Consider the following 23,491-nt stretch of genomic DNA (forward strand, 5'->3'; position numbering starts at 1 on the left):
AAATGGTACCGATCGATCTTGGAAAAATCAAATTTTGAACAGTCATAGAACAACTCAAACAGCTTTTTAATAGCCCAAAAGTGTTTACATAAATACCAGTGGGAGCATCCCACTTTTTAATTAGCGATCGCTAATTAATCTGTTAATGTAGGCACAGCGATGGGCTAGCACTTGAGGAACATTTTCAAATTTCCACTGCGCCCCAGATATTTTAGTGCGACGGTCAATCTGTTTAATTGTAGATTAGATCGCGCCAGAGCCAATCGAACAAATTTGTTCCGCTTGAAAATAGTCATAATTAATTATGCGGTGACGATGTTTCTCTAAATAAGCACAAAAATTTTCAGCTTGTTTGAGAGTACAGTCACTAAATAATTCAATAGTTTCATTAACTTTTCCTCGCCATAATAGACTTCTAGCTGTGAATAATCTTTGATTAGAGCCTCCAATCTTATGAAGATTTTCCATTAAATGGAACCAATCAAGAATCTCTCTTCTTTCACGATCGGGTGCAAGTTCTTTAATAATATTCCAAACTCCATCATGTCCATCCCCTAAGCAAGTAATGATTGGTGCTAAATTTTGATTGTTTATCCAATTAATTATGCTCTCGTTTTCCTGAAATGAGCTGGCAATTGCTTGTCGATCGTGTAAGACTGCGGCCTTGTATCCTTTCCAGCTACACGGTTCTCCTTTTAGTGTTCGGACTCGAACATTTCCCCCATCTACACTCACTTCTGAGACTGGTGCTTCAGCAGATGGCAATTCAAATTTTTGTCTGTGAATCAATCTTTGTTGCACACTTTTTGATATTTTCATACCTGTGAGGTATTCTACTTCTTCTGCTGTCCTTTCATAAGAAATTGATGCGCTTATTCTTAAACAACATGCTTCTAAGTATGGACTAATTTGTGAGTGACTTTTTAAATCCAACTTTTCCGCTTGCTTGCTAGTAATTACTAGTTCCCCAATTATGCTTTTGATTTGTCTTTTGTATCCACTACTTTCTCTAGTGACACTTTTGATAAAAAAAATCCCACTCCTGGCATCACATGTTCTTGCATGGCATCTCGTACCACTTCTTCTATTTTTCCCAAGCTAGTTAGTTGCTCTACTGCTGTATTTCTATACAAAATTTCAGCAATAGCTTGACTGTGTGCTTCAATTGCTTGTTGTTCTTCTGGGGTCATCACATTACCTTAAATTTACTTGCTCTAATTATCTCAACATTACGATCGATTTACTCGATCCAGAGGTAAATTTATTAGTTACCTCACTAGTACAAAAGGTTTATCTGTCTCGATCGAATAAAAAGTGGGATGCTCCCAATACCAGTGTTTTCTCAAGAAGTTTTTCCCTTGTAGCCAAATGTCCTCAACCGGATTTTGTTGGGGTGCATTTGGAGCAAACAAAATACAAGTAACTTCTAGGTCGTCTGGTAACTTATCCTGATTTACCTGGGCTAAATATTCTCTAAATTCGCCAAATCTGTGGTAGCTAGCTCCATCCCAAATTAACACGATTTTTTTGTGCTGATATCTGCGTTGTAAATTCTTGACAAATTTAACTGTTGATTCACCATTACCTGCTGGGTAAGCTTCAATGATAAACTATGAGAGTTTGATAGTTAAGTGCTCCAAAATAAGTTTGTCGATCTTTTTCATTTTTGATAGGAACTTCTATCCTGGCATTAGTTTCTCCCCATACATACCCACAAACATCTCCACCGAGCAAGTGACACTCATCTATAAAGACTACTACCATCTTTCCTAATTCAATCTCTGTCTTGTGTTTAGCTAGAAAATTATTAATCTCTGTTCTCTTTTTTTTTACGAGATCCTCATCAAATTTGGGGTTAACTTTTTGAGATCTTTTCCAACTAACTCTCCCCTGCTCAAATAGATCGTAATAACTCTGCTTTGACTTGTACACAACATCATATTTATCTTCTAAATGGTTCATTAATTCATCTAAATGCCAGTAGTCTTTGTTTTTTAACCACTCAATTATTTCGATTCTCTGCTCGCTCGTTAATTTTCCTTTTGCCCCTTGATATCCTAGCTTGATTCCTGCTATTCCCTCAGCTTTGAAAGCTTTCTTCCAATCTCTGATAAAACTTTTACTTACGCCTAATATTTGTGTTATTATTTCATCTGATTGTCTCTCTATCGACATTTTAATAGCCAATGCCCTCTTTAATTCTCTCGGATCTGGATTGCTCTTAATCAAATTCACCAGATCGGTTATTCTGTTGTATTCTTCTTGCTGTTTTATTAGTGGATTATCCATTACTTAAATATTGTCGATCGAGAGTTAAATAATATTGTACTATAAAACAATCTTCTCAAATAGGATTGCTATATGTACTTATTTGATTGATTATAAACAAACATAACTTTTTACTTCAAATTGTATGTAGTTACGTTCCCGACTACACTTATTTTCACATAGCAATCTTAGACAAAAAGCTAGGTTAATGTAGGGTGTGTTAGGCGCAAGCCGTAACTCACCAATGCTCTGAGGTAGGGCTTTGACCAGATCGATCCTACTGTGAAGATGCTCCGCAAACAATGTAGAATGATAGCTATCAGTTTGGTAGACAGTGTTCAAATCTAAATCCTTGTACCTGTAGACCAGTCGGCGACGGTCAGAGTGCTAGTTAGTTTCTAGATACCAAACCTCTTGGCGATCGCTGTTGAAATCACCAATCATCAGCTTTAATTAAACTAGCTATGCTCAATCCGAACCTGGATGAAATCCAGTTATTACCTGAAGAATATGCCCGCTACTCGCGGCATCTCATCCTCCCCGAAGTCGGTCTAGAAGGTCAAAAACGCCTCAAAGCTGCTAGCGTCCTCTGTGTCGGGACGGGGGGACTCGGTTCGCCATTATTACTCTATCTTGCTGCTGCTGGCGTTGGTCGGCTGGGGATTGTAGATTTTGATGTGGTTGACCATTCCAATCTCCAGCGTCAAGTCATTCATGGCACTTCTTGGGTGGGTAAACCCAAAATCGAATCGGCGAAAGATCGGATTCATGAAATCAATCCTTACTGTCAAGTCGATCTCTACAACACAGCGTTGAGTTCGGCTAATGCCTTAGATATCATTCGTCCTTACGATATCGTCGTGGATGGGACAGATAATTTCCCCACGCGTTATCTAGTCAATGATGCTTGTGTCTTGCTAGACAAACCCAACGTTTACGGCTCGATCTTCCGGTTTGAAGGACAGGCGACAGTCTTTAACTATCAGGGTGGGCCAAACTATCGCGATTTATATCCAGAGCCACCACCACCAGGGATGGTACCTTCATGTGCAGAAGGTGGTGTTTTAGGCATTCTACCTGGGATTATTGGGGTGATTCAGGCGACGGAAACGGTCAAAATTATCCTCGGTCAGGGGACTACTCTCAGCGGTCGGTTGGTACTATACAATGCCCTAGAGATGAAGTTCCGCGAGTTAAAACTTCGCCCCAATCCCGTCCGTCCGGTAATTGAGAAATTAATCGATTATGAACAGTTCTGTGGAATTCCTCAAGCTCAGGCGGCTGAAGCCGAACAACAGAGTATGTTAGCAGAGATGACTGTGACGGAACTCAAGCAGCTTATCGACAGTGGTGCTGATGATTTTGTCTTAATTGATGTTCGCAATCCTAATGAGTACGATATTGCCAAAATTCCTGGTTCGGTGTTGATTCCGCTACCGGATATCGAAGATGGTAAAGGGATCGAAGCAGTACTAGCCGCTCTTAATGGTCATCGCCTCATCGCTCATTGTAAGATGGGTGGTCGATCGGCGAAAGCTCTGACCATCCTCAAGGAAGCTGGAATTGAAGGAACCAATGTTAAAGGTGGCATTCAGGCTTGGAGTCGGGAAGTAGATCCTTCAGTACTGGAGTATTAAATTCAGTTGACTCACATCTTGCACCAGTCTAAATCTACTAGTGCTTAGTACAGATCCAGGGTACCCACAAGGGGCACCCCTACACAATTCACCTGTAGGGGTGCCCCGTCTTGCCGTTTTTTTATTCGGCGTCGTTTTCGCCGCTTGTGGGTACCCTTAGATCTACGCCCAGGCTAACGCCAACAGTGCAAGTAGTTGATAATCGCAATACCGCCTCGACTTCTACTCCCTTCCCGCCAGAAGAATATAGATCTCACCACGATTCGATTACTCATCCAGAGATTTAGTTTTGAACCGCAGAGGCACAAAGAGCGCAGAGGATAAAGCACAGAGCCTAATCTATAGTCTTAGAGCGGGAAGGGAGTAGCTAGAAGTCGGGGCGGTATTTGGTAAAATTAATTAAAATAAGTTGCGGCTCCTTGACAATTAACATAAATAGTATCTAGATTCAGTGAGTGTAGAGTAAATTGAGGGATAGTTATGGGTGACGCAAAGCGACGGAAAGAAACTGGAATACCTGAAGCACAACGGATTGTTGCTTGGCTACCACTGACGGTAACTCAATCAACAGAATTTGTGAGAGTCAGTACCAAAGGCGCTTGGATTGGGATTGGGTTATTGGTATTCGGCTGGCTGATGGTACGCCTGATTGGGCCGACTTTCGGCTGGTGGAAAAATGTGGGTTAGACTAGTGCTGAGTACGGTAATTAGGGTAGCGATCGCTACCTATGTCACTGGTTATTAGATGTCATAATAAATGTAGATATTTATTTATTCACCTACTTAATAATTGGTTCGATCGATCGATATGAACTCTTCAGAAGAACGATCCTTGACTCGCTCCTATAGCCAGGAAGATGTCCAACAGATCCTAAACATCGCGCTGGCTCAGTATCCTAGTACAGATGCAGAGTTGTCCTACGCACAGATATTAGAAATTGCTGATGAATTACGGATTGCGCCAGAGACGCTCAAGCTAGCCGAAACTAAGTGGCTGACGCAACAGAGTGCGAGCGAGAAGTTTAAAGAATTTGATACTTATCGTAAATTGCGATTTCAAGCTAAATTAGGCAGATATACGATTACTAATACTTGTTTGGTCGCCTTAAACTTTCTGACTGGATTCGGCGTACCTTGGTCTTTATATATATTGATTTTCTGGGGGATGGGTTTTGGGTTAGATGCCTGGAAGTTATTTTATCAAAGTCAGGGTCAAGGATACAATCGTGCATTTCAAAATTGGGAACGCAAACAAAAGATCCAAAAATCGATTACTGGACTGATTGATAAATTCGTTTGATATGCTGTCAGCAAAGAACGGGGCTGGGTACGCATTATTATTTTAGTTTCATGCTATTTGCCCCGATCTGCCGATCGAAGATATCAGTACCTAAAAATCCGGCTGTTAATAGCAGCCGGATTTTTCGATCGTCGAGCGGCACTATTCCCGATGATTATTTTGCAGCCAATTCTACTCCAAATACTTGGGCAAAGACTTTATTTACCTTGTAGCCAGAATCGATCGACTCCAGCGGATCTTTGCGGAGTCGGTGACGTAGACACAGAGCAATGATCCGACTGATATCGTCCAGAGTCACCTCTGTGCGCCCTTCAAAGGCAGCTAAAGCTTTGGCAGCGCGGTTAGTAACGATATCGCCTCTGAGTCCGTCTACATCGCATTCGGAGCAGACTTGAGAGATCTTCACCCGCAGATCGTAATCGAGGGTGACACTTGCCAGTCTGGTTTGAGCATCGACGATCTGCTGTTGGAGCGATACTTGTTCGGATTGATATTCAGTCGTGAATTTGTTGGGATTCTGGTCGAAATCCGATCGCTGTTCGACAATTTGTACCCGCAGTGCTGGCTCTTTGACAGTGCGAATCTCAGCGTGCATCCCAAATCTGTCGAGCAATTGCGGGCGTAATTCGCCTTCTTCGGGATTTCCCGAACCGACGAGGACAAATCGGGCGGGATGACGGATCGAGATCCCTTCCCGTTCGACAGTATTCCAGCCAGAAGCTGCCGAATCCAGCAAGACATCTACCAGGTGATCGTCAAGGAGGTTTACCTCATCTACATACAAGATGCCGCGATTGGCTTTGGCGAGTAATCCAGGTTCAAAAGCCTTCACACCTTCGGCAAGAGCTTTTTCAATATCGATCGTACCACAGACGCGATCTTCTGTCGCACCTAAGGGTAAGTCTACCATCGGCACTTTTTTGGAGGCGACGGGGAAAGTTACCTGAGTTGTCAAAAATTCTTGACGGAGTTCCTCACTCATCAGATCTGGATCGCTCGGATGACTATTGAAAGCGTCGCCAGCTACCACATCAATTTCTGGCAGCAGATCTGCCAATGCCCGAATCGTGGTAGATTTCCCCGTACCTCGATCGCCCATGATCATTACTCCCCCAATGAAGGGGTCAATCACATTCAATAGCAGAGCCAATTTCATTTCCGCTTGCCCCACAATAGCCGTAAATGGAAATACAACTCGACGTGCTGTAGCGGGCGATTGGACAGTAGCAGTCACAATGATTACCTATTTTTAATAATTTTGATTATCGACTTTTATTATAAGGGTTAGCGGTACGAGAACACAGTAGCCTAAGCAGAGCGACTCCGCCACCGCAGATCGAAATTCAGCATAAAGTCTATTTAGAACCGCTAAGTCAACAGTTATAATATCAAACAAGATAATAGAATTGTGGCATACCAAAACAACTGTAGCAATCGTAGACAGGCATCAAACACTGCCCCTACAGGTCTATGAGATCTGTAGGAACTCAAGTACGATCGCTACAGTGGATGATTCCCAACCAATTACGAGGTATGCTACTTGCTTAATTCAACTGCCGATTTTGGCGATCCCTTCGAGCATCAAAATGGCTCAGACGATCGACATGTTGATGTCAAAGCCGAACTTGATGCGCTGTTAATTTCCTTAGAAGTTGTGACTTCAGACCAGCCAAATCCCAACGATATCGAGCAGACGCCAATTAATACCGCGTCCTTAGGACATTCCACAGGGGAGCCGATCGTCCAACAACAGGCTGTGTACGAATCTTTGCAGATAATTCAAGCGCAAGTAGCCACACAGAGCGAGGAATCAGCCCAAAAATTACGTCAATATCAAGAGTCAATCCAGAGCCTTTCACAAACCATCGCTTCAGATCGGCTCCAGATGGCGAGGATGAGCGGCGAGATGAGCGTAAAACTCAACAATTTTCACGCTCTCAATGCCCAATTTACCACTATGCACGCGCAGATGGTCGAAACATCCCAAATGCTGCAATCGAAAGTCACCCAAATCGATCGATTGTTCGCAGCATCCCAATCCATGCGAGTGGGACAGGAGCAATTTGCCGCACTCACAGCAGAGACGATTGCCACAGCCGATTCGATCCAATCGCAACTGGCAGAGATAGTTCAACAGATCGGTGACGATCGTCAATCGATCGCTGCTCTCAAAGCTGAAGTCGAATCGCTCCGTAAAACTGTCCGACAAGAGGCTCAACAAAAATTAATTAACTTCGATTTGCGCGATCGCGAACTGATTTCGCTTTACACTAATTTGCAAGCTCGTCAAAAGATTCAGATGGCTACTGTAAAGAAATTTTCGATCTGGTTGTCGATTTTATCCGGTGTGGTTGGGGCTACTCTTCTACTGTTGATTCGGGTTTGGATCGGTATGAAATAAGCAGCGATTTTCAGTACCGCTGAATTTAAGCAGAGGCGATCTGGTCTTGCTAATTTAGTCTTTATCTACATAGATAGCATTTGAATACTATCTTAAATAATTCGATCGCCACGCGAGGAATTAAGTCTCGATACGGACGTCACCATCGAGAGCCTAAGTTGATATTTAATCTGCTTCAGAAGGTGTTTGAAATTAATCAATTTTTTGACCGATTGGGATATAATGTTTTCTCAATCGGTCGTTCGCGATCCTACACGAGCAGCCTAAACCCAAACGGGAATGAAGCTAAGTAATCCTCCGAGTTAACTTTACTCAGATGAACTCCAGTAGGATGACGATAGTTACCAACACAAAGATAGGCATAATCTCAACTATGACGATCGGATCTTCTAGAGCGGCGGCAACAGGATTTATCAGAGACTTTCAAGATTTCGTGATCAAGGGTAATATCTTTGACCTAGCGATCGCGGTAGTCATGGGTGGAGCTTTTGGTAAAGTGGTTGATTCCTTGGTTAAGGATGTCATCACCCCAGCAATTCTCGAACCATCGATCAAAGCCAGCGGTGCAAAGGATTTGGAAGGATGGGTGGTGGGCGCAGCTAAACTGGGCTTATTTTTATCAAATATTATTTCCTTTGTCGTCATCGCATTTGTCATCTTCTTGATGGTTAGAGCGATGGCAAAATTTAAGCGCAAAGAAGAAAAAATCGAAGCTTCAGATACCAAGGAGTGTCCATATTGCCTATCTACGATTCCGATCGCTGCTAGCAAATGCAGTCATTGTACTTCGGACTTGCCTCCAACGATGTAGGCTTTAGGCTTTAGGCTTTAGGAGTTAGGTTTTAGATGTAGGGTGTATTAGGCGTAAGCCGTAACGCACCAGGAGAGAAGTGCCTCAATCAAAAAGCCAGCTCACCATGTACTAATTCATGATGAGCTGGCTTTTTGAAGATCGCTAATTACATTGCAACTGCGGGAACTAGTGCAAATCGATCGCGTTAATAGCGTCAATTGCGGCTTCGAGCGCGATCGAAATATGCGTCCAATGCGTACCACCCTGACAAAAAGCGGTGTAAGGTTCGCGCAGGGGGCCATCTGCTGAAAACTCGGAGGTACTGCCATCGATAAATGTGCCGCCAGCCATAATCAGCTCGCTCTCATAGCCGTGTAGTTTACCTGGAACCGGATCGACGTAGGCATCGATCGGCGAATTTTGTTGGATCGATCGACAAAAAGCAATTAATTTCTCCCTGGAACCTAGTTTAATTGCTTGGATCACATCGCGACGCGGTGCCAACGGTAAAGGATTGACTTGGTAGCCTAATTTATCGAAGACATAGGCTGTCAAATGATTGCCCTTCATCGCTTCCCCCACCATTTGGGGGGCGAGAAATAAACCTTGAAATAACAGCCGATTTTGATCGTAAGTAGCACCACCTGACGAACCGATGCCTGGTGCCGTCAGCCGACAAGCTGCCGCTTCGACTAGATCCGCTCTCCCCGCCACATAGCCGCCGCCTGTGGCGATGGTTCCGCCAGGATTTTTGATCAGCGATCCGGCAATCAGATCGGCACCTACCGCTGGCGGTTCGCGATCCTCGACAAATTCACCATAGCAGTTGTCTACAAAGCAAATAGTCTGGGGATTTTGACCTTTGACAATCTGGATAATCCGCTCAATGTCGGCGATCGATAAAGACGATCGCCAAGCATAACCACAGGAACGCTGAATTAAGACCATCCGCGTGCGATCGTGGATCGAATGGCTCAGAGTATCCCAATCGATCCCCCCGTCGCTCTCAAGGGCTAATTCGCGATAGCTGATGCCAAATTCCTGGAGCGATCCCTGTCCCGTACCTCTAGTACCGATTACTTCTTCTAAAGTATCGTAGGGAGCACCTACCACTGATAGTAGCTCATCCCCTGGGCGCAGTACGCCAAATAGAGCACAAGCGATCGCGTGAGTGCCCGAAACAAATTGGACTCGTACTGCTGCGGCTTCGGCTCCCATAATTTCTGCAAAAACTTTATCTAGAGTTTCGCGCCCCAAATCGTCGTGTCCGTAGCCGCTGACACTGCAAAAATGTCGGACACCTACTCGATGACGACAATAAATTTCCAAAACTCGACGGATATTCCCCTTGACTTGACTGTCAATACCATTAAAAATCAGTGATAGTGCCTTTTCTGCTGCTGGAATGAGTAATGCGCTGTTCATGATTCGATCGGGTAAAGTGTTTGCCTGTTGGATCTGCACGCAGACTGGGCATATTATTAAAACTCTTCATAGGTTATCTCAATGACTGTTGCCGCATCAACAAAACTTCGTCTCGATTGGACGATGATTATCGCGCTCGTAATTTTTCACATCGGCGCGATCTGTGCTTTTTTGCCAGGACTATTTAGCTGGCAAGCTGTCGGGGTGGCAGTACTACTTCACTGGATTACAGGTGGATTAGGGATTACATTAGGTTGGCACCGCTTGCTGTCTCACCGCAGCTTCCAGGTGCCCAAGTGGTTGGAATATTTCTTTGCTTTTTGCGGCACGTTAGCATTACAAGGTGGGATTATTTGGTGGGTAGGTTTGCACCGTCACCATCATTTACACTCGGATGAAGATGTCGATCACCATGATTCCAAAAAAGGTATTTTGTGGAGTCATGTCCGCTGGATGTGTTTTGAGGTTCCGGCTGAAAGCGATATTCCCCGCTTTACCAAAGATCTTGTTAACGACCCATTCTATCAATTTTTGAATAATTATTTTTTCCCACTTCAAGTAGTATTGGGAGTAGTATTGTATGCGATCGGTGGTTGGCCATTTGTATTCTGGGGTGTATTTGCCAGATTGGTCATCGTCTATCACTGCACTTGGTTAGTCAATAGCGCGACGCACAAATTTGGCTATCGCAACTTTGACACCACTGACAACTCTACCAATTGCTGGTGGGTAGCCCTCACTACCTACGGTGAAGGCTGGCACAACAATCACCATGCTTATCAATACTCCGCTCGTCACGGGATGAAATGGTGGGAAATCGACATCACTTGGATGACGATTCAGGTGCTGCAATTTCTCGGTTTAGCTACCAAAGTCAAATTAGTAGAAGCAGCCACGGCAAAAGAGTAGTAGGGTGGGTAGGGGAATTGAGTTGCGATGAATATTTACTCAAATGAGCCTTTCTAGTGCGTTCGCACAGTGTAGGCAAAGCCTAATCGTTCGCGCACAGAATTGGCGATTTCAAGTTGCCCCTATTCCACACCTATTGCAAATCAATAGAGATGTGCTAATATGTTTAAGCGGTAAATTAATCCCGCTTAAAGTGCGAGTGTAGTTTAGTGGTAAAACTATAGCCTTCCAAGCTATTGATGTGGGTTCGATTCCCACCACTCGCTTAGATTAACAAGAAAAGTCGGGGCGATTCATGAGTTGCCCCGACTTTTCTTGTTAATGTAGACTATTTCACAGCTTGAGGTTTAGCTGTAGGCTGAGTGGGTGCCTTCAGCGGTGCGGCAGCAGGTGCTGGAGTACTTAGATTTGGGGCTAGTGTTACCTTTGGCGGTTGAGTAGTTTGAGCCAATTGTTCGATCTGATCTTTGTACTCAGCCGGAGCTAGAGCTACCGCAGCAGTCATCAGCGATTGGGCTTCTGTGAGATTGCCCATCTGTTTGAATACTAGAGCTTTAGCCAAGACTGGACGGAAATCTGCTTTATTAGTTTCGATCGCGGCATCATAAATCCCGAGTGCGTCAGCATTGCGCTGTTGGGTGAGATAAATTTGCGCCAAAAGTAGTTTGAGTGCAGTGGCATCGGTATTGGCTGTGGCAGTCTTTAGAGCTGCCTCTACCGCGCCCGTTGCTGCTTCAGGACGTTTTGCATCAAGGAGTAGGCTAACTAGTCCCTGAAGGGCGTTGATGTTTTGGGGACTAGTTGCCAATACAGTCCGATAACTGGCTGTCGCACCCTCTCGATCGCCCAAATATTGCTTGGTTTGAGCTAGCAGGACGGTATAATCGGGAGTCTGAGGGTTGAGTGCAGCGATTTTTTCGAGCGGTAGTAAGCTAGCTCTGATATCTCCTAGTTGCAGCCTAGCATCGAGCAAGCCCTTGAGCGCGACTTGGTTGTCTGGCTCTTTTTGCAAGACTTGGGTATAACCTTGTGCTTGAGCTTGAATTTGACTAGCTTGCGCGGTGGAAAGGCTGTTTGGTTCGGTGGCGACTGCGGCACCACCGTCTAGAACTAGATTGAAAATCGGAAATAATGAAAATCCAGTCAGGGCCAGCAGAGACACAGCTACAACTAGATTGATGACCCAGCGATGACGATATAACACAAACTGCTCTCAATTATGGATGATTGGTCTTGTCGATCTTAATACAAACTTGCACCATATATTATGGTTCGGTGAAAGTATCGACATTGCCATCAGGCTGGAGTAAAACCCGAATTTTGCGATCGCTACTACCCGCTGCTGCTGGAGAAATCAGCTTTTGCCCAGGTTTGACAAATTTAGTTTGCTGGAGATAGGCTGTTGCTGCTTCACCTTGTGGCGATACATTCTGCACAATTCCACTTTTACCACTCACTTGGACTACATATTGAAGTGAATTGGTTTGGGTGGGTGTGGCTTTCCATTTACCTTGGAAGTAACGTTTGGTTTCTTGGAGTGAGGCTGCATCGGCTGCTTCAGCGTTAGCAGCACCAGCATTAGATTGCAAGGGCTTGTCGGGAACGACGATCGGCGGAGCTTGAGACTCGGCTGGATCGGGATCGTTTTGGTTGGGGTTGATAAGATTGGGATTTCTGGGTATTGGTGCAAATGGCTCAAAGCTTGGTGTACTGACTGGAGCGATCGATTTGGCTGGTTTGGGCTTGGTTTTGCTGGCGATTGGAGTCGGCTGGACTTTTTGGGTGGTAGTTTTGGTAGTTTTGGGGAGCCGTTCGCTGGGTTCGAGTACTGGTGGATTGAAGGGAACTGGGGCGGCAATCGACGGACTGACGACAATCGGCGACAGATTTGGTGATGGGATTAACATCGGTCTTTTTGAAACCGATAGCTTGCCAGGAGCCGCCGGATTTTTAGTCATCGTGGTAGCTGGGCTGGGGACAACTGATGATGGTGTGGCTACCCGATCGGGTTTGGCTCTGGGCGTAGTTTTCCGTTCGATGGTGCTGTCGATCTTCTCAATTGCTGGTGGCTGAGTTGAATTGGGTGGATTGGCGGCGATGCCTGACAGCACGTTTTCCCCGCTGGCGGTTGTGGTTGGTGCGGTGGCTGGTTTGTTGGCGATCGCATCTGGTAATAAAGCAGTTCCCAGTATCGAGGGATTTTGAGGCGTGTTGATGCTTGCTGGCGGTTTCTGAATGACTTGAGGTGGTTGAACTGGCTGTGCTTGCCATGGTGTCGGCGTAGCCGTGGGCACAGTAGGATCGAGGTTGATTGGGGTGCTTGGGAGTGTGGCTGCGGGTTTTTTCGCTGTGGCTAGGTCGGGTTTTTTAGTGGGATTGAATATTTTGACCTTACTAACTGCGTCTTTGAGCGGATTGGGATTGGGATCGAGGATTAATAATGGTACCCCAACAGCTAGAGCTGCTGCTACCGCCCAAGGGATCGCCGACATAAACGATGACTGGGAACGTCGAGTCCGATAATAGACTGGATCGATTGCTGGTTCCCCAGGGATATTTGGTAAATTTGGCAATCGAGATGGTGGTGTAGAGATCGGGTTGAACTCGGCGACACGATCTCCATGGGCTGGAATATCTGCTCGGCTGAATGTCGCGGTACGATCTCGATCGTCACTAAGGATTTGATGCTCGGCGACATATTCATCTAATACGGTGGCGAGATCGAATAGTTGGATGGCTGATAGGGTTAGTACTTCTCCCGAGCCTACTGTCCCTAAGTTGCCTAGATAGAGTTGGTGATCGAGAGCGCGATCGCTACTCCCAGTGAAATATGGCGCGGTGGCTGCCTCTGAACGTGGGGTGGAGCGATCCCGATTTGGGCGCACTTGCTGGCGATCGTCAGACTTATCACCGAGTAATTTGGAGATACTCGGTTTGGCATCATTCGGGATTTTGCTGGCTGGCGTTAATTTTACCAAACTATTTCGCAATCCAGGCAAATTTTTGAGGATGCCGAATCTGGAGGATCGATCGCCCGAATTCGGCTCTGGCTCACTACTCACAGCAGTCTCATCTGAGTCGAGTCGGTCTAGATCGGCTGGTGCGGGCGCACTCCGATCTGGATTTGAGATCGGGAATTTGGCGACGAGCGCGGCGATATACTGGCTCACGAGCTGGTGTAGATAGTCCAACTGCTGAGGTTGTCCGTTTAAAGTAATATCGTCTAGTTTGTCGCGATCGGAGCAATCTAAATGAAGGATAAAATCGATCGGCTGGGGCGGCTGTCGCTCGCCCGATCGCGGCTGTTTACTCGATACAATCAGCGTGCAGGTGGGAGCGGTATAAGTGCGTGTTGTCAAGTTATTCTCCATGATTATGCCTAAAAATAATTAGTTTAAATTGAATCGGGGAGAGTGACTACTCAGATCGCTGTAATAATGCTCCCCAAAAGCGTTGATGTCCGGTGGCTCCACCATAGAATAATAGCTCGACGAGTAATGTCAGAGCTGCTGCTGAGAGTACCTCTATCGACTGACTAGCCTCACGCCCAAGCTGAACTTGATAAATAGTAATAAAATTACTTAGATAGTCTGCTAATGGGGGAGATTGCAGTGGCAATCGATCGGATTGGACAGTCTGCTGCCAATAATCGATCGTCTGACGGACTAAGGTGTGATGGTTTTGGGCTATACGACTGAGCATCAATACTACCGATCGGATCTGATCGAGATCGAGCTGTCTGGACGATCTAAATCGAGCTGAGGACCATTGGTCTATCCACTCCGAGACGATCGACTCTACCTGCAAATCTTGGGCGACTTGCCGCATTTCCAGCCTCTCGATCCGAGTCAGTGCGGCGATCGCGATTGCGACCAAATCCAGCTCTGTAGCGATCTGGTTGAGTTGGGATGAGTCGAGCGATTTAAGTAATAAATCATCCAGCTTGGGGTTTGATGCAGGCATCATGTGGATAGACAACATAGGATTGAGGGAGCGATCGCACCAATTCGCCGCAGGGCTGGTAGGCTAGCAAAGACGACGGATTGCGGAAGTACCAAATACTCATACTGAAGCGGTTGAGACGATAAATGTTGCGACGACAGCCATGATGTTGCTGATGGTGAGTTCGACTAGCTTGAGACAGTATTAAGGTTCGTTAAACTTCATCGGCGATCTCGGCAATTGTATCATAATGTCGTCCTCATGCACGATCGGTCTGAGTCGCGATCGTCCAAGCTGTCAACTGTCAACTGTCAACTGTTTAGGTATCGTTTGTATTTACAAATCTGCCGTGAGGACGCTAGCTTTTGATAGAATATAGAAGCAAACTGTCCACCACCAACCAAATCGTACCGCCAGCAACAGCAATACCTGAGTCTTCTAAATTAGAGTAAATTAACATGCAGGATAGTTGTCAGTGTTTTCAGCACGATTGTGTAGCGTCGTCTACGACCAGTCGCCGTCAATTTCTCCGCCATCTCGTTGGTGCGGGAGTGCTGACTACAGCTTTGACGATCGCTCCTGCTAGTGCCAGAGCCGAAAAAAAAGTTCCCAAAGCTCTAGTGCTCAGTTGTATCGATTATCGAATTTTAGAAGCAGAACGTTACTTTCTATCGCTCCAAAATCTGGGCGGACAGTATGACTTTACGGCTCTAGCGGGGGCGTCTCTGGCTCTAAGTGGGATGCCACATCAATACGATGCTGAAGCATTCTGGGATCAATTGGATATCTCCTATCGACTCCACCAGATCAAAAAGGTGCTAATTCTCGATCATCAAGATTGTGCTGTGTATAAATACAAAATCGACCCCAGTCTGGCAGATAATCCCGAATTGGAACTGTCTACCCATACCGAATACCTCAGTCGAGCGTATTGGGCGATCCGCGAACGCTACCCAGATCTAAATATCGAACTCTACTTTGTCAATCTCAATACTGATGTCAAGCAAATTTCTCCATTAGCAAAAGTAGCATAGTAAATTGCTCGACGTGGTGAATCTACTCATGGATAATGTTAATTCCTCACGCAAATATGGCAATAATAAAACTGAAGCTACACTAGAAGATATAAGCCTCGATGGTAAGTGGCTTGCGAATTAACTACTACATACAGACACTCAGCATCAGGTGCAGGTATAAGGACAAACATTAAATATATGCGTAATAGTTCCCAACTCAAATCGAAGCGATTTTCTAAGTCATTCTGGCGATTAGCGGCTAGCTTGCCGATCGCTTTGGGAGTTGTCTGGGGTAGCCCAGTGTTGGCAAAAGGCGACCCCAACATCCTGACCTATGGAGAACTTTTCAAGGAAGTCGATCGAGGGGTAGTCTCAAAGGTAGAACTCGATCCCGTCACTAAAATCGCTAAGGTGACGCTCAAGGATACAGCCGCCAATAGCAAACTCCAGATCAAAGAGGTCGTCTTGCTAGATGACAATGCGGAGTTGTATAACAAACTCAATAATAAAGGCGTCGAGTTTGGCGTGCAGAAGTCAACTGACAAAAATGCCATCTTCGGACTACTCGGCAACGTACTGCTGCTGGTGTTTGTAATAACAGTGCTATCGGCGATCGTCCGCCGCTCTGGAAGTGCAGGCGGACAAGCGATGAGTTTTGGCAAATCTCGCGCGCGGTTTCAAATGCAGGCGAAAACGGGCGTAATGTTTGACGATGTGGCGGGCATCGAAGAAGCCAAAGAAGAACTCCAAGAAATCGTGACTTTCTTGCAGGAACCAGAACGGTTTACCTCCGTCGGTGCCAAAATTCCCAAAGGTGTATTACTCGTCGGATCGCCAGGAACGGGTAAGACTCTGATGGCTAAGGCGATCGCGGGTGAGGCCGGCGTACCATTTTTTAGTATCTCCGGTTCGGAATTTGTGGAAATGTTCGTCGGAGTCGGTGCCTCCCGCGTCCGCGATTTATTCAAAAAAGCGAAAGAGAATGCTCCCTGCTTGGTCTTCATCGATGAAATCGACGCAGTGGGTCGTCAGCGCGGCGTAGGTATGGGTGGGGGCAACGACGAACGCGAACAGACCCTCAACCAACTACTGACCGAAATGGACGGATTTGAGGGCAATAATGGGGTAATTATTATCGCGGCTACCAACCGCCCCGATGTCCTCGATACCGCACTATTGCGTCCTGGGCGGTTCGATCGTCAGGTGCAAGTCGATCCGCCCGACTACAAAGGTCGGCTGGCGATTTTGAAGGTGCATATTCGCGACAAAAAGATCGATCCCGAACTATCACTGGAAGCTGTAGCCCGCCGGACGACTGGATTTACAGGTGCAGATCTCGCCAATTTGTTGAATGAAGCGGCAATTTTTACGGCACGCCGCCACAAAGAAGCAATTACGATGCTGGAGATTAACGACGCGCTCGATCGAGTCGTCGCGGGGATGGAAGGTCGTTCCTTGTCGGATAGTAAAGGTCGTCGGTTGATCGCCTATCATGAGATCGGTCACGCCCTCGTCGGTGCGATCCTCAATTACAATCCGCTTCAAAAAGTGACGATCCTCCCACGCGGTCGATCGAAGGGTTCGACTTGGTACTTGCCCAATGAAGAACAGGGTCTAGTCTCTCGTTCGGAATTTTTAGCCGATATCGCGGTGACAATGGGCGGACGAGCGGCAGAAGAGGTGATCTTTGGCTCTGCGGAGGTGACTTCTGGTGCCAGTGGTGATATCGAGTCGGTGACTCAGACTGCGCGTAATATGGTGACTCGATATGGGATGTCGAGTCTGGGACAATTTTCTCTCGACTCAGATGGCGACTATTCCGAGGAAGTTGCCGCGAAAGTCGATTATGAAATTCGCGAACTAATCGAGGCTGGACATCGGAAGGCGGTAGAAATTCTCAGTAACAATCGGGAACTGGTCGATATCCTCACCGATTTATTATTAGATCGGGAAACAATCGATGGAGACGAGTTCCGCCGAATTGTCGAGCGAGAAACTGGTCGAAATGAGGCGAGTCAGCCTAAGCCTGCTTTAGCTGGATCGTAGGCACATATCCAATTAGCAAGCCACCTTACTGTATCAGTAGGGTGGTTTTTTGCAACAGGAGCGGCGATTTGGCACCGATACGCGATCGATTACCTCTACTGCCAGAGCCACTAGGAATAATTGTCATTTTTATGAGCTAATCTCCGACTTTTGTCGGATACGAACTGCTCGATCGCGCGGGTATGATTGATTCAAATGACGATCGTTTGATTAGCAACATCGCTAATTTTAGCTGTGGGGTTTATTCCCTGATAGTTGACTACTGACTAATCTAACTAGCTAACGTCAGTTTGGGATAAGACCTAATCCCTAACACCTAACACCTAACACCTAATTATGATGAGCCAATCGAGCGTATTCAATGTTTTTGAGCTAGATGATGACAAACTGATCGAGCAATTTGTCCAAGGTGGCGATCGACTATTAGCTAGTGCTAATCTCCGGATCGAAGTCCATGGTGGATTGTCTCAATTACTGGCTCGAAATGGCGATCCGATCGCGATTATGTATTTACAGAATAAGCCTTGCAACGTTATTGTCAAGCAGAGTTCACCATTTTTAAAACTAATCGATCGACTGCTGATCGATCGAGATTTTGTGATGTTTGGTAATGCTAGTAGTCGTGCTGGTTTTATTGAATATAAATATTATGCTACACCTGCCGGATATAGAATTTGGTATACTGAACCAGCGATCTTATGGAAAAAATGGTGGCCGACCGAAAAATTTCAAGATAAACAGCGGTTTAATATGGAGATCTTGGTAAACTTCAAGCAGAATTGGTATCCCGTCCAAAATATCATTGTCAATGCTGGGATCTTTACTATTAAAACAATCGCTGGGCAACTCGAACTAAAACGTGAGCAGCAAGTCCTCTGGCTAGCTCAAATCATGTCAGAAAATACAGGTGTCATGGCAAATATTCAGCCACCTGTCTCTACTACAAACGTAGGAAAAATACCTGCAATAATCGGAAGTAGTGTTGCAACTCCAGTAGATTTAGCTGAAAAAATTCACCAAAAGCAGTTAGAAATTAATCCAGATCGAGCCTGGGAAATTATTAAAAAATTGGAACAAAGGCTCCAAGCTCAAATCGGATTGAATACTGAAATGGAAGCTAAAGTCGATCGACTAGAAAATCGGGCGGTAATGGTAGAGCAAAGATTGCAGGTTGTCTATAAATATCTCCAAGAAATCGGCGTCGATCCTCGCGATGTTTACAATGGCAAGAAAAACACCGATAATTAATAAAGCTCAAAGGTGTAAATCCCCATCCTAAAAACCTCGCTGTTAACTGTCAACTGTTAACTGTCAACTATTTAAACATCGATCCGAAACAGATGTTTTAAAATTAGTCTGACTAGTCTAACGAGATAATAAAGTGGGAACAGTGGTCGAGGTAGCGTGACGATCTGCCACTCTAAAGGAGTCGGTGGCAAAATTGTATCTACCAAATACCAGAGGCGATCTCTCAGAGATGTTATCGTGCGACGATAGATCGCATAATCTTTCCATGTCCAGCTCGAATCATCACTATTAGCTGGAATTTGAAATAGCCGCTCGTGAATTTCGATAGATAAGATCGGTATTGTCGGATCGGACTCTATTTCGGTTAATACAGATAATGGTAATACTGCGCCGAGCAATTGATGGGCTAAATAAAGTCCCAGAAACAGCATTCTTTTTGTCCCAAATCTACCTGCTAAACTATGAATACTTGCCCAGTCTAGATCTGGATGAGTTCGCAGTAGTTCTGCAATATCGCAGATCCAGTACAATCTCCACCAATTATGTTTAGCACCATGAGCGCACAAAAATAATAGCAAATGTTCTGGGATCAGAGTATCGATCGACTGCGAACCAAACTCCACTTTTTCGGTTTTGCTCCACAGCAATTGTGGATCTGGTGTAAAGGAAAAATGCTTTGGTAAAATAGACCAATGTAGATCGACACACACCTGTTTTTCTTCATGCCAAAACCAATGTTCGTTTCGTAGCCCTGCATAGAGTATTTGTTGGCTTTCTGTCAGTGCAAATTGTGACTGATAACCTCGATCTACCAACAACTGATTGGCGCGAACTACGTCAGCTTCGGGGACTAAAATATCGATGTCGAGGAATTGTCTCAGTGCTAAGTTTCCATAGGCGATCTGCGCGAGGATTGGCCCTTTGAAGGAGAGCATAGGGATCTGATGAGTCTTAAATAGTTGGCTCAGTTTTAATAATTCTGCTGTGAGGTGAAGATTGCGCTGGAAATTTCCATCGAAATTGGCGTGAATCTGTGCTAACACTTCTGAGGGAATCGAATCAGAGTCGATCTGTTGTAATTGTCGATCGACTAATGGGAGGATATTGTGATGCGTTGCTCTCTCGACTAGATAAGTCCAATCCAGTGGCTGTCTGACTAAAGCTTGAATGCGTGTAAGTTGATGTGGCTCTGGATGAGTATGGCTACAACAAAGTAACAGTTCGATCTCAGCTTGCCCTGAGCTTTGGGCGGGAATGGTTGCAGATGCTAATGTCATATTTGGATGCTGATGGGGAATGGGAAGCAAAAGTAGAGAAATTATTCCCTAAATCGGTAACATCTCAGAGTTGGTAATGCTGTGCTTGGGTGGTAAATAGTTGTGCATACAAACCTTGCTGCTGCATCAATTCTGCGTGAGAGCCAGATTCGGCTAGCTGTCCATCTGATAATACCAAGATTCGATCGACCATTTTAATCGTAGATAGTCGATGGCTAATGATAATCGCCGTGCGACCTCGGACGAGTTGGCGAAATCTTGCAAATACCTCGGCTTCAGCTTGGGGATCGAGAGCACTGGTTGGTTCGTCCAAAATCACTAATCGAGCATCGCGCAGAAATGTCCGCGCCAACGCAATTTTTTGCCATTGTCCGATACTCAACTCTTCACCCTGCTCGAACCAATTACCCAGACGGGTATCGAATCCATGTGGAAGTCGATCGATCGTCGGATTGGCACCAGCTTTGTGTGCTGCTGCCCAAATCAGCTCGGAGTTAGGTTCCACTTCTATATCTCCCAACCAAATATTTTCTTTGACAGTGAGTTGGTAGTGGATATAATCCTGAAATAACACACTAATCTGACGACGTAGCTCGGTAATCGAATAATCACCCAAATCTACCCCATCAAGAGTAATAGTACCCATTGTTGGCTGATAAAGGCGACACAGCAGTTTGATCAGTGTGGTTTTACCAGCACCATTGGCTCCGACGATGGCTACGACTTCACCAGGCTCGATCGTGAGGTTAATATTTTTGAGTACCGAACGTTGACTGTGAGCATAGTTAAAGCTGACATTCTCCAAGCGAATACCAGTTTCCCAGCCTGGGGATAGAGGTTTGGGATCTTTGGGTTCGACGATGGTAGGTTTGAGGTCGAGAAATTGATAAAAATCTTGGAGAAAGAGGCTATTTTCATACAGCCCAATCAGATTACTGAGGAGTTCTCGTAAAAAACCTTGACCGCGCCCGAAAGCTTGATAATACATCACAAATCCACCTAAAGTAATCGCACCTTGGATAGTTTGATAAGCAGTAATACCACAAGCGACGCAAACAGCCACAGTCGCACTACCATTCGTAATCAGGTCAATCCTCGATTGTTGAGTAGCCAGGTGGATTTTCTCTCGCCGAATCTTGGTTCTGAGCGTTTGAAACCACTGACTAAATAGATATCCTAGATTGAATAAGCGAATTTCTTTGGCATGTGGTTCAGTGGTGAGCAGGGTATGGAAGTAGTCAGATTGACGTTCGCTCTCCGTCCAAGAGCTGACTCGTCCGTAGGCTTTGCCTGTGTACCTGACCCGCATCAAAATCCCTGGAATAGTAGCGATCGACAGCAGTAGCGGCACCGCCCAATTTAGTGAGGTCAGTAAGGCGAGGATGCCCAGGAGAGAGAGTCCACTCTGCCCGACTTGGAGGAGACTAGCCAAGACCATTTGCGGGCGGTAGGTGGCTTGCTCTTGGGCACGATGCAATGTGTTGTAATAGTCCGTGTTTTCGTAATATTGCAGATCGACCTGAATCGATTTAGTATGGAGTAAACTATGGACTCGATCGCTAACGGCTTCAGTTTGGACGGTCTGAGTGAGCTTACTCAGGGCACTACAGGCATCTCCGAGCAACGAAACTAAGCCAATTAGCCCAATCCACAGCAGCGCGGCTTGAAGGGTTTCGGGGGTGGCTCCACTCACACCGAGAGTCAGGGTGTCGATCAGCCGTTTCATTACATAAAGTTGTCCCAACGGTAGGATACCCTGAATCAACAACAATCCCAACCCAACTACCGTCCATCGGGGAGAACTCTGCCAAACTAGGTAAATAGCCCGCTGAAGATTAGCGATCGAAGATTTCAAGATGATTATTTAGGGTTGAGCAATGGGGAAGTTTTGGGCGATTTTAACAAAGAAAATGGATTTCAACCCCACTGGGCAGTCCCTTCGGTGCGTTACGCTTCGCGATAACACACCCTACAATATTCTTACAAATCAAATAGGACTGCTATATTTTAATTATCAATTATCAATTAATTCAACTATACTTTTGAGTCAGACCTACTGCATAACTCAACGCTTTGGCAACGGTGGCAAAGCGGTGCGGAAATTGTTGAGTCAAAGCTTGGGAGATATCACCCAAAGATTTACCTGCTGTCATCGAGTTGAGAATAGTCAGCGCGACTTTGCCGGATTCATTGATGGTTGGAACATAACTATCGGATTGCTGTTGTAAGGATTGGGGCGATCGCGGCTCGCCAAAAAAAGTAGACTGTTTAAAATCAGCTTTAACGTGTTGAGGATCGGCTCCAGCGGTGACTTGAGTTTGCCAAGACCACAAATAGTCTTCACCGATCAGATTGGCTTGGAGCGTTACAGATACTCGATCGCCAGGAGCTAGATCTACTGGCTCAGTCAGCGGCATCCAGGCATTTCCATAAATACATTCTGGTCGATCTGGGGCATTGGAAAAGCCAATCCCTTCAGCTAGAAGCGCATCAAACCACATGCCGATGCCATGTACGGTACCAGATCGATCGATCGTCCATGTTCTGGTCGCTTTGACGTTGGGTTCGAGGTCAGTAGTATAGTCGAGGGTAGTCCAGACTTGCGGCTCGACTAATAATTGCGCTGGTTCGATCCGATGTCTGTGCCAAATATTGGTCACAAACTGACGATTAGCGGTCAAAATACAGCCGTGGGGAGCATCTGCCCAGGGTGAAAGATATTTTTTGTGGTAGTATTCTGGATCGCAGACTAGAGCGGCCCAGATCGTGTCTTGGAGCGGGATCTGTACGCCACCTGGTTTGAGAAATCGCTGGCGGGCATCGGTAATGGCGGCTAGATGATATTGATGGAGCGGGATGACGCCGCGTAGATCGGAAATAATTACATCTACTTGCTCTGGTAAATCGATCTGCGTCGATAGAGCTTGGATAAATTCAATTTTATCAGCACAGTGATTGTCGATCGCTACCTGTTTGGCGATACTAATTGCATCATCAGGTTCGATCGCGTAGACTTTCCGCGCTCCAAATTGACAGGCAAGCACAGCAAAAAAACCAGTCCCTGTGCCGATATCCAATACTACCGCACCAGGTTTAATGGCTGCTTTGAGGGCTTGAATATAAGGATCGATCCGGTAGCGATCGGTAATCATATCACCATAGCCAAAAATGCTATAACCTTGGATCGAAGTACTCATCGAAGTTTGTGGGGTAGGGGACGGGGGGACTG

The 23,491-nt window shown here is 45.7% G+C and carries 19 protein-coding genes, 1 tRNA gene and 1 pseudogene; 10 read left to right on the forward strand and 11 right to left on the reverse strand.

What is annotated here, in order from left to right:
- Positions 1–120: 120 nt before the first annotated feature.
- The 3 genes and pseudogenes from ACEW9J_RS09985 to ACEW9J_RS09995 all read right to left on the reverse strand — a co-directional run bounded on the left by ACEW9J_RS09985 (position 121) and on the right by ACEW9J_RS09995 (position 2,289).
- Positions 121–1,190: pseudogene (locus ACEW9J_RS09985) on the reverse strand (ISKra4 family transposase).
- A gap of 78 nt (positions 1,191–1,268) precedes the next feature.
- Positions 1,269–1,607: a transposase gene (locus ACEW9J_RS09990; RefSeq protein ID WP_373545065.1), complete on the reverse strand. Its 339-nt coding sequence runs from the start codon at positions 1,605–1,607 to the stop codon at positions 1,269–1,271.
- Positions 1,600–2,289 (reverse strand): helix-turn-helix domain-containing protein, encoded by a 690-nt coding sequence (locus tag ACEW9J_RS09995; protein WP_373544973.1) that lies wholly within the window; start codon positions 2,287–2,289, stop codon positions 1,600–1,602. Before ACEW9J_RS09995 ends, ACEW9J_RS09990 begins: the two co-directional genes overlap by 8 nt.
- Positions 2,290–2,732: 443 nt before the next feature.
- Between ACEW9J_RS09995 and moeB the strand changes: the two genes are divergently transcribed.
- The 3 genes from moeB (at position 2,733) to ACEW9J_RS10010 (ending at position 5,205) form a co-directional block, all read left to right on the forward strand.
- The gene (moeB, locus tag ACEW9J_RS10000; RefSeq protein ID WP_373544974.1) at positions 2,733–3,905 is read left to right on the forward strand and encodes a molybdopterin-synthase adenylyltransferase MoeB; all 1,173 of its coding nucleotides are present in this window, start codon (positions 2,733–2,735) and stop codon (positions 3,903–3,905) included.
- Positions 3,906–4,385: 480 nt separating this feature from the next.
- The gene (locus ACEW9J_RS10005; RefSeq protein ID WP_373544975.1) at positions 4,386–4,592 is read left to right on the forward strand and encodes a DUF2839 domain-containing protein; all 207 of its coding nucleotides are present in this window, start codon (positions 4,386–4,388) and stop codon (positions 4,590–4,592) included.
- A gap of 121 nt (positions 4,593–4,713) precedes the next feature.
- Entirely contained in the window at positions 4,714–5,205 is a 492-nt protein-coding gene (locus ACEW9J_RS10010; protein WP_373544976.1) for a 2TM domain-containing protein, read from the forward strand.
- A gap of 154 nt (positions 5,206–5,359) precedes the next feature.
- On the opposite strand, the gene bchI is transcribed toward ACEW9J_RS10010, so the two are convergent.
- Complete coding sequence (bchI, locus tag ACEW9J_RS10015; RefSeq protein WP_373544977.1) at positions 5,360–6,439, reverse strand: magnesium chelatase ATPase subunit I; 1,080 nt, start codon at positions 6,437–6,439, stop codon at positions 5,360–5,362.
- A gap of 306 nt (positions 6,440–6,745) precedes the next feature.
- Here bchI and ACEW9J_RS10020 point away from each other — a divergent pair, with 306 nt between their 5' ends.
- Together ACEW9J_RS10020 and mscL are read left to right on the forward strand one after the other, a co-directional pair.
- The gene (locus ACEW9J_RS10020; RefSeq protein ID WP_373544978.1) at positions 6,746–7,606 is read left to right on the forward strand and encodes a hypothetical protein; all 861 of its coding nucleotides are present in this window, start codon (positions 6,746–6,748) and stop codon (positions 7,604–7,606) included.
- 373 nt (positions 7,607–7,979) lie between these two features.
- Positions 7,980–8,417, forward strand: a complete 438-nt coding sequence (gene mscL / locus ACEW9J_RS10025) for a large conductance mechanosensitive channel protein MscL (protein WP_373544979.1) — start codon at positions 7,980–7,982, stop codon at positions 8,415–8,417.
- A 168-nt stretch (positions 8,418–8,585) separates the two neighbouring features.
- Here the strand turns inward: mscL and ACEW9J_RS10030 are convergent, their stop codons facing one another.
- Entirely contained in the window at positions 8,586–9,824 is a 1,239-nt protein-coding gene (locus tag ACEW9J_RS10030) for an aminotransferase class I/II-fold pyridoxal phosphate-dependent enzyme (RefSeq protein ID WP_373544980.1), read from the reverse strand.
- A gap of 81 nt (positions 9,825–9,905) precedes the next feature.
- Between ACEW9J_RS10030 and ACEW9J_RS10035 the strand changes: the two genes are divergently transcribed.
- Positions 9,906–10,733 carry an acyl-CoA desaturase gene (locus ACEW9J_RS10035; protein WP_373544981.1) on the forward strand — a complete coding sequence of 276 codons (828 nt, stop codon included), beginning with the start codon at positions 9,906–9,908 and terminating at the stop codon, positions 10,731–10,733.
- Positions 10,734–10,928: 195 nt separating this feature from the next.
- Positions 10,929–10,999: transfer RNA gene (locus ACEW9J_RS10040), tRNA-Gly, on the forward strand.
- A gap of 62 nt (positions 11,000–11,061) precedes the next feature.
- Here ACEW9J_RS10040 and ACEW9J_RS10045 read toward each other — a convergent pair.
- The 3 genes from ACEW9J_RS10045 to ACEW9J_RS10055 form a co-directional block, all read right to left on the reverse strand.
- Positions 11,062–11,895 (reverse strand): tetratricopeptide repeat protein, encoded by an 834-nt coding sequence (locus ACEW9J_RS10045; RefSeq protein ID WP_373544982.1) that lies wholly within the window; start codon positions 11,893–11,895, stop codon positions 11,062–11,064.
- Between the two features lie 103 nt (positions 11,896–11,998).
- Complete coding sequence (locus tag ACEW9J_RS10050) at positions 11,999–14,092, reverse strand: DUF4335 domain-containing protein (RefSeq protein ID WP_373544983.1); 2,094 nt, start codon at positions 14,090–14,092, stop codon at positions 11,999–12,001.
- Between the two features lie 58 nt (positions 14,093–14,150).
- Positions 14,151–14,714 (reverse strand): DUF3038 domain-containing protein, encoded by a 564-nt coding sequence (locus tag ACEW9J_RS10055; protein WP_373544984.1) that lies wholly within the window; start codon positions 14,712–14,714, stop codon positions 14,151–14,153.
- Positions 14,715–15,133: 419 nt separating this feature from the next.
- Here ACEW9J_RS10055 and ACEW9J_RS10060 point away from each other — a divergent pair, with 419 nt between their 5' ends.
- The 3 genes from ACEW9J_RS10060 to ACEW9J_RS10070 all read left to right on the forward strand — a co-directional run bounded on the left by ACEW9J_RS10060 (position 15,134) and on the right by ACEW9J_RS10070 (position 18,985).
- A complete protein-coding gene (locus ACEW9J_RS10060) occupies positions 15,134–15,709 on the forward strand; it encodes a carbonic anhydrase (protein ID WP_373544985.1) in 576 nt (191 codons plus the stop codon).
- A 180-nt stretch (positions 15,710–15,889) separates the two neighbouring features.
- Positions 15,890–17,737: an ATP-dependent zinc metalloprotease FtsH gene (ftsH, locus tag ACEW9J_RS10065; protein ID WP_373544986.1), complete on the forward strand. Its 1,848-nt coding sequence runs from the start codon at positions 15,890–15,892 to the stop codon at positions 17,735–17,737.
- 336 nt (positions 17,738–18,073) lie between these two features.
- Positions 18,074–18,985 carry a hypothetical protein gene (locus ACEW9J_RS10070; RefSeq protein ID WP_373544987.1) on the forward strand — a complete coding sequence of 304 codons (912 nt, stop codon included), beginning with the start codon at positions 18,074–18,076 and terminating at the stop codon, positions 18,983–18,985.
- Positions 18,986–19,056: 71 nt separating this feature from the next.
- Here ACEW9J_RS10070 and ACEW9J_RS10075 read toward each other — a convergent pair whose 3' ends face one another.
- The 3 genes from ACEW9J_RS10075 to ACEW9J_RS10085 form a co-directional block, all read right to left on the reverse strand.
- Positions 19,057–20,262 carry a nucleotidyltransferase family protein gene (locus ACEW9J_RS10075; RefSeq protein ID WP_373544988.1) on the reverse strand — a complete coding sequence of 402 codons (1,206 nt, stop codon included), beginning with the start codon at positions 20,260–20,262 and terminating at the stop codon, positions 19,057–19,059.
- A gap of 64 nt (positions 20,263–20,326) precedes the next feature.
- Positions 20,327–22,117, reverse strand: a complete 1,791-nt coding sequence (locus tag ACEW9J_RS10080) for an ABC transporter ATP-binding protein (RefSeq protein ID WP_373544989.1) — start codon at positions 22,115–22,117, stop codon at positions 20,327–20,329.
- A gap of 175 nt (positions 22,118–22,292) precedes the next feature.
- On the reverse strand, positions 22,293–23,459 hold the full coding sequence (locus tag ACEW9J_RS10085) for a 50S ribosomal protein L11 methyltransferase (protein ID WP_373544990.1): 1,167 nt from the start codon (positions 23,457–23,459) through the stop codon (positions 22,293–22,295).
- Positions 23,460–23,491 lie beyond the last annotated feature (32 nt).

Source organism: Chamaesiphon sp., assembly GCF_041737865.1.
GTDB lineage: Bacteria > Cyanobacteriota > Cyanobacteriia > Cyanobacteriales > Chamaesiphonaceae > Chamaesiphon.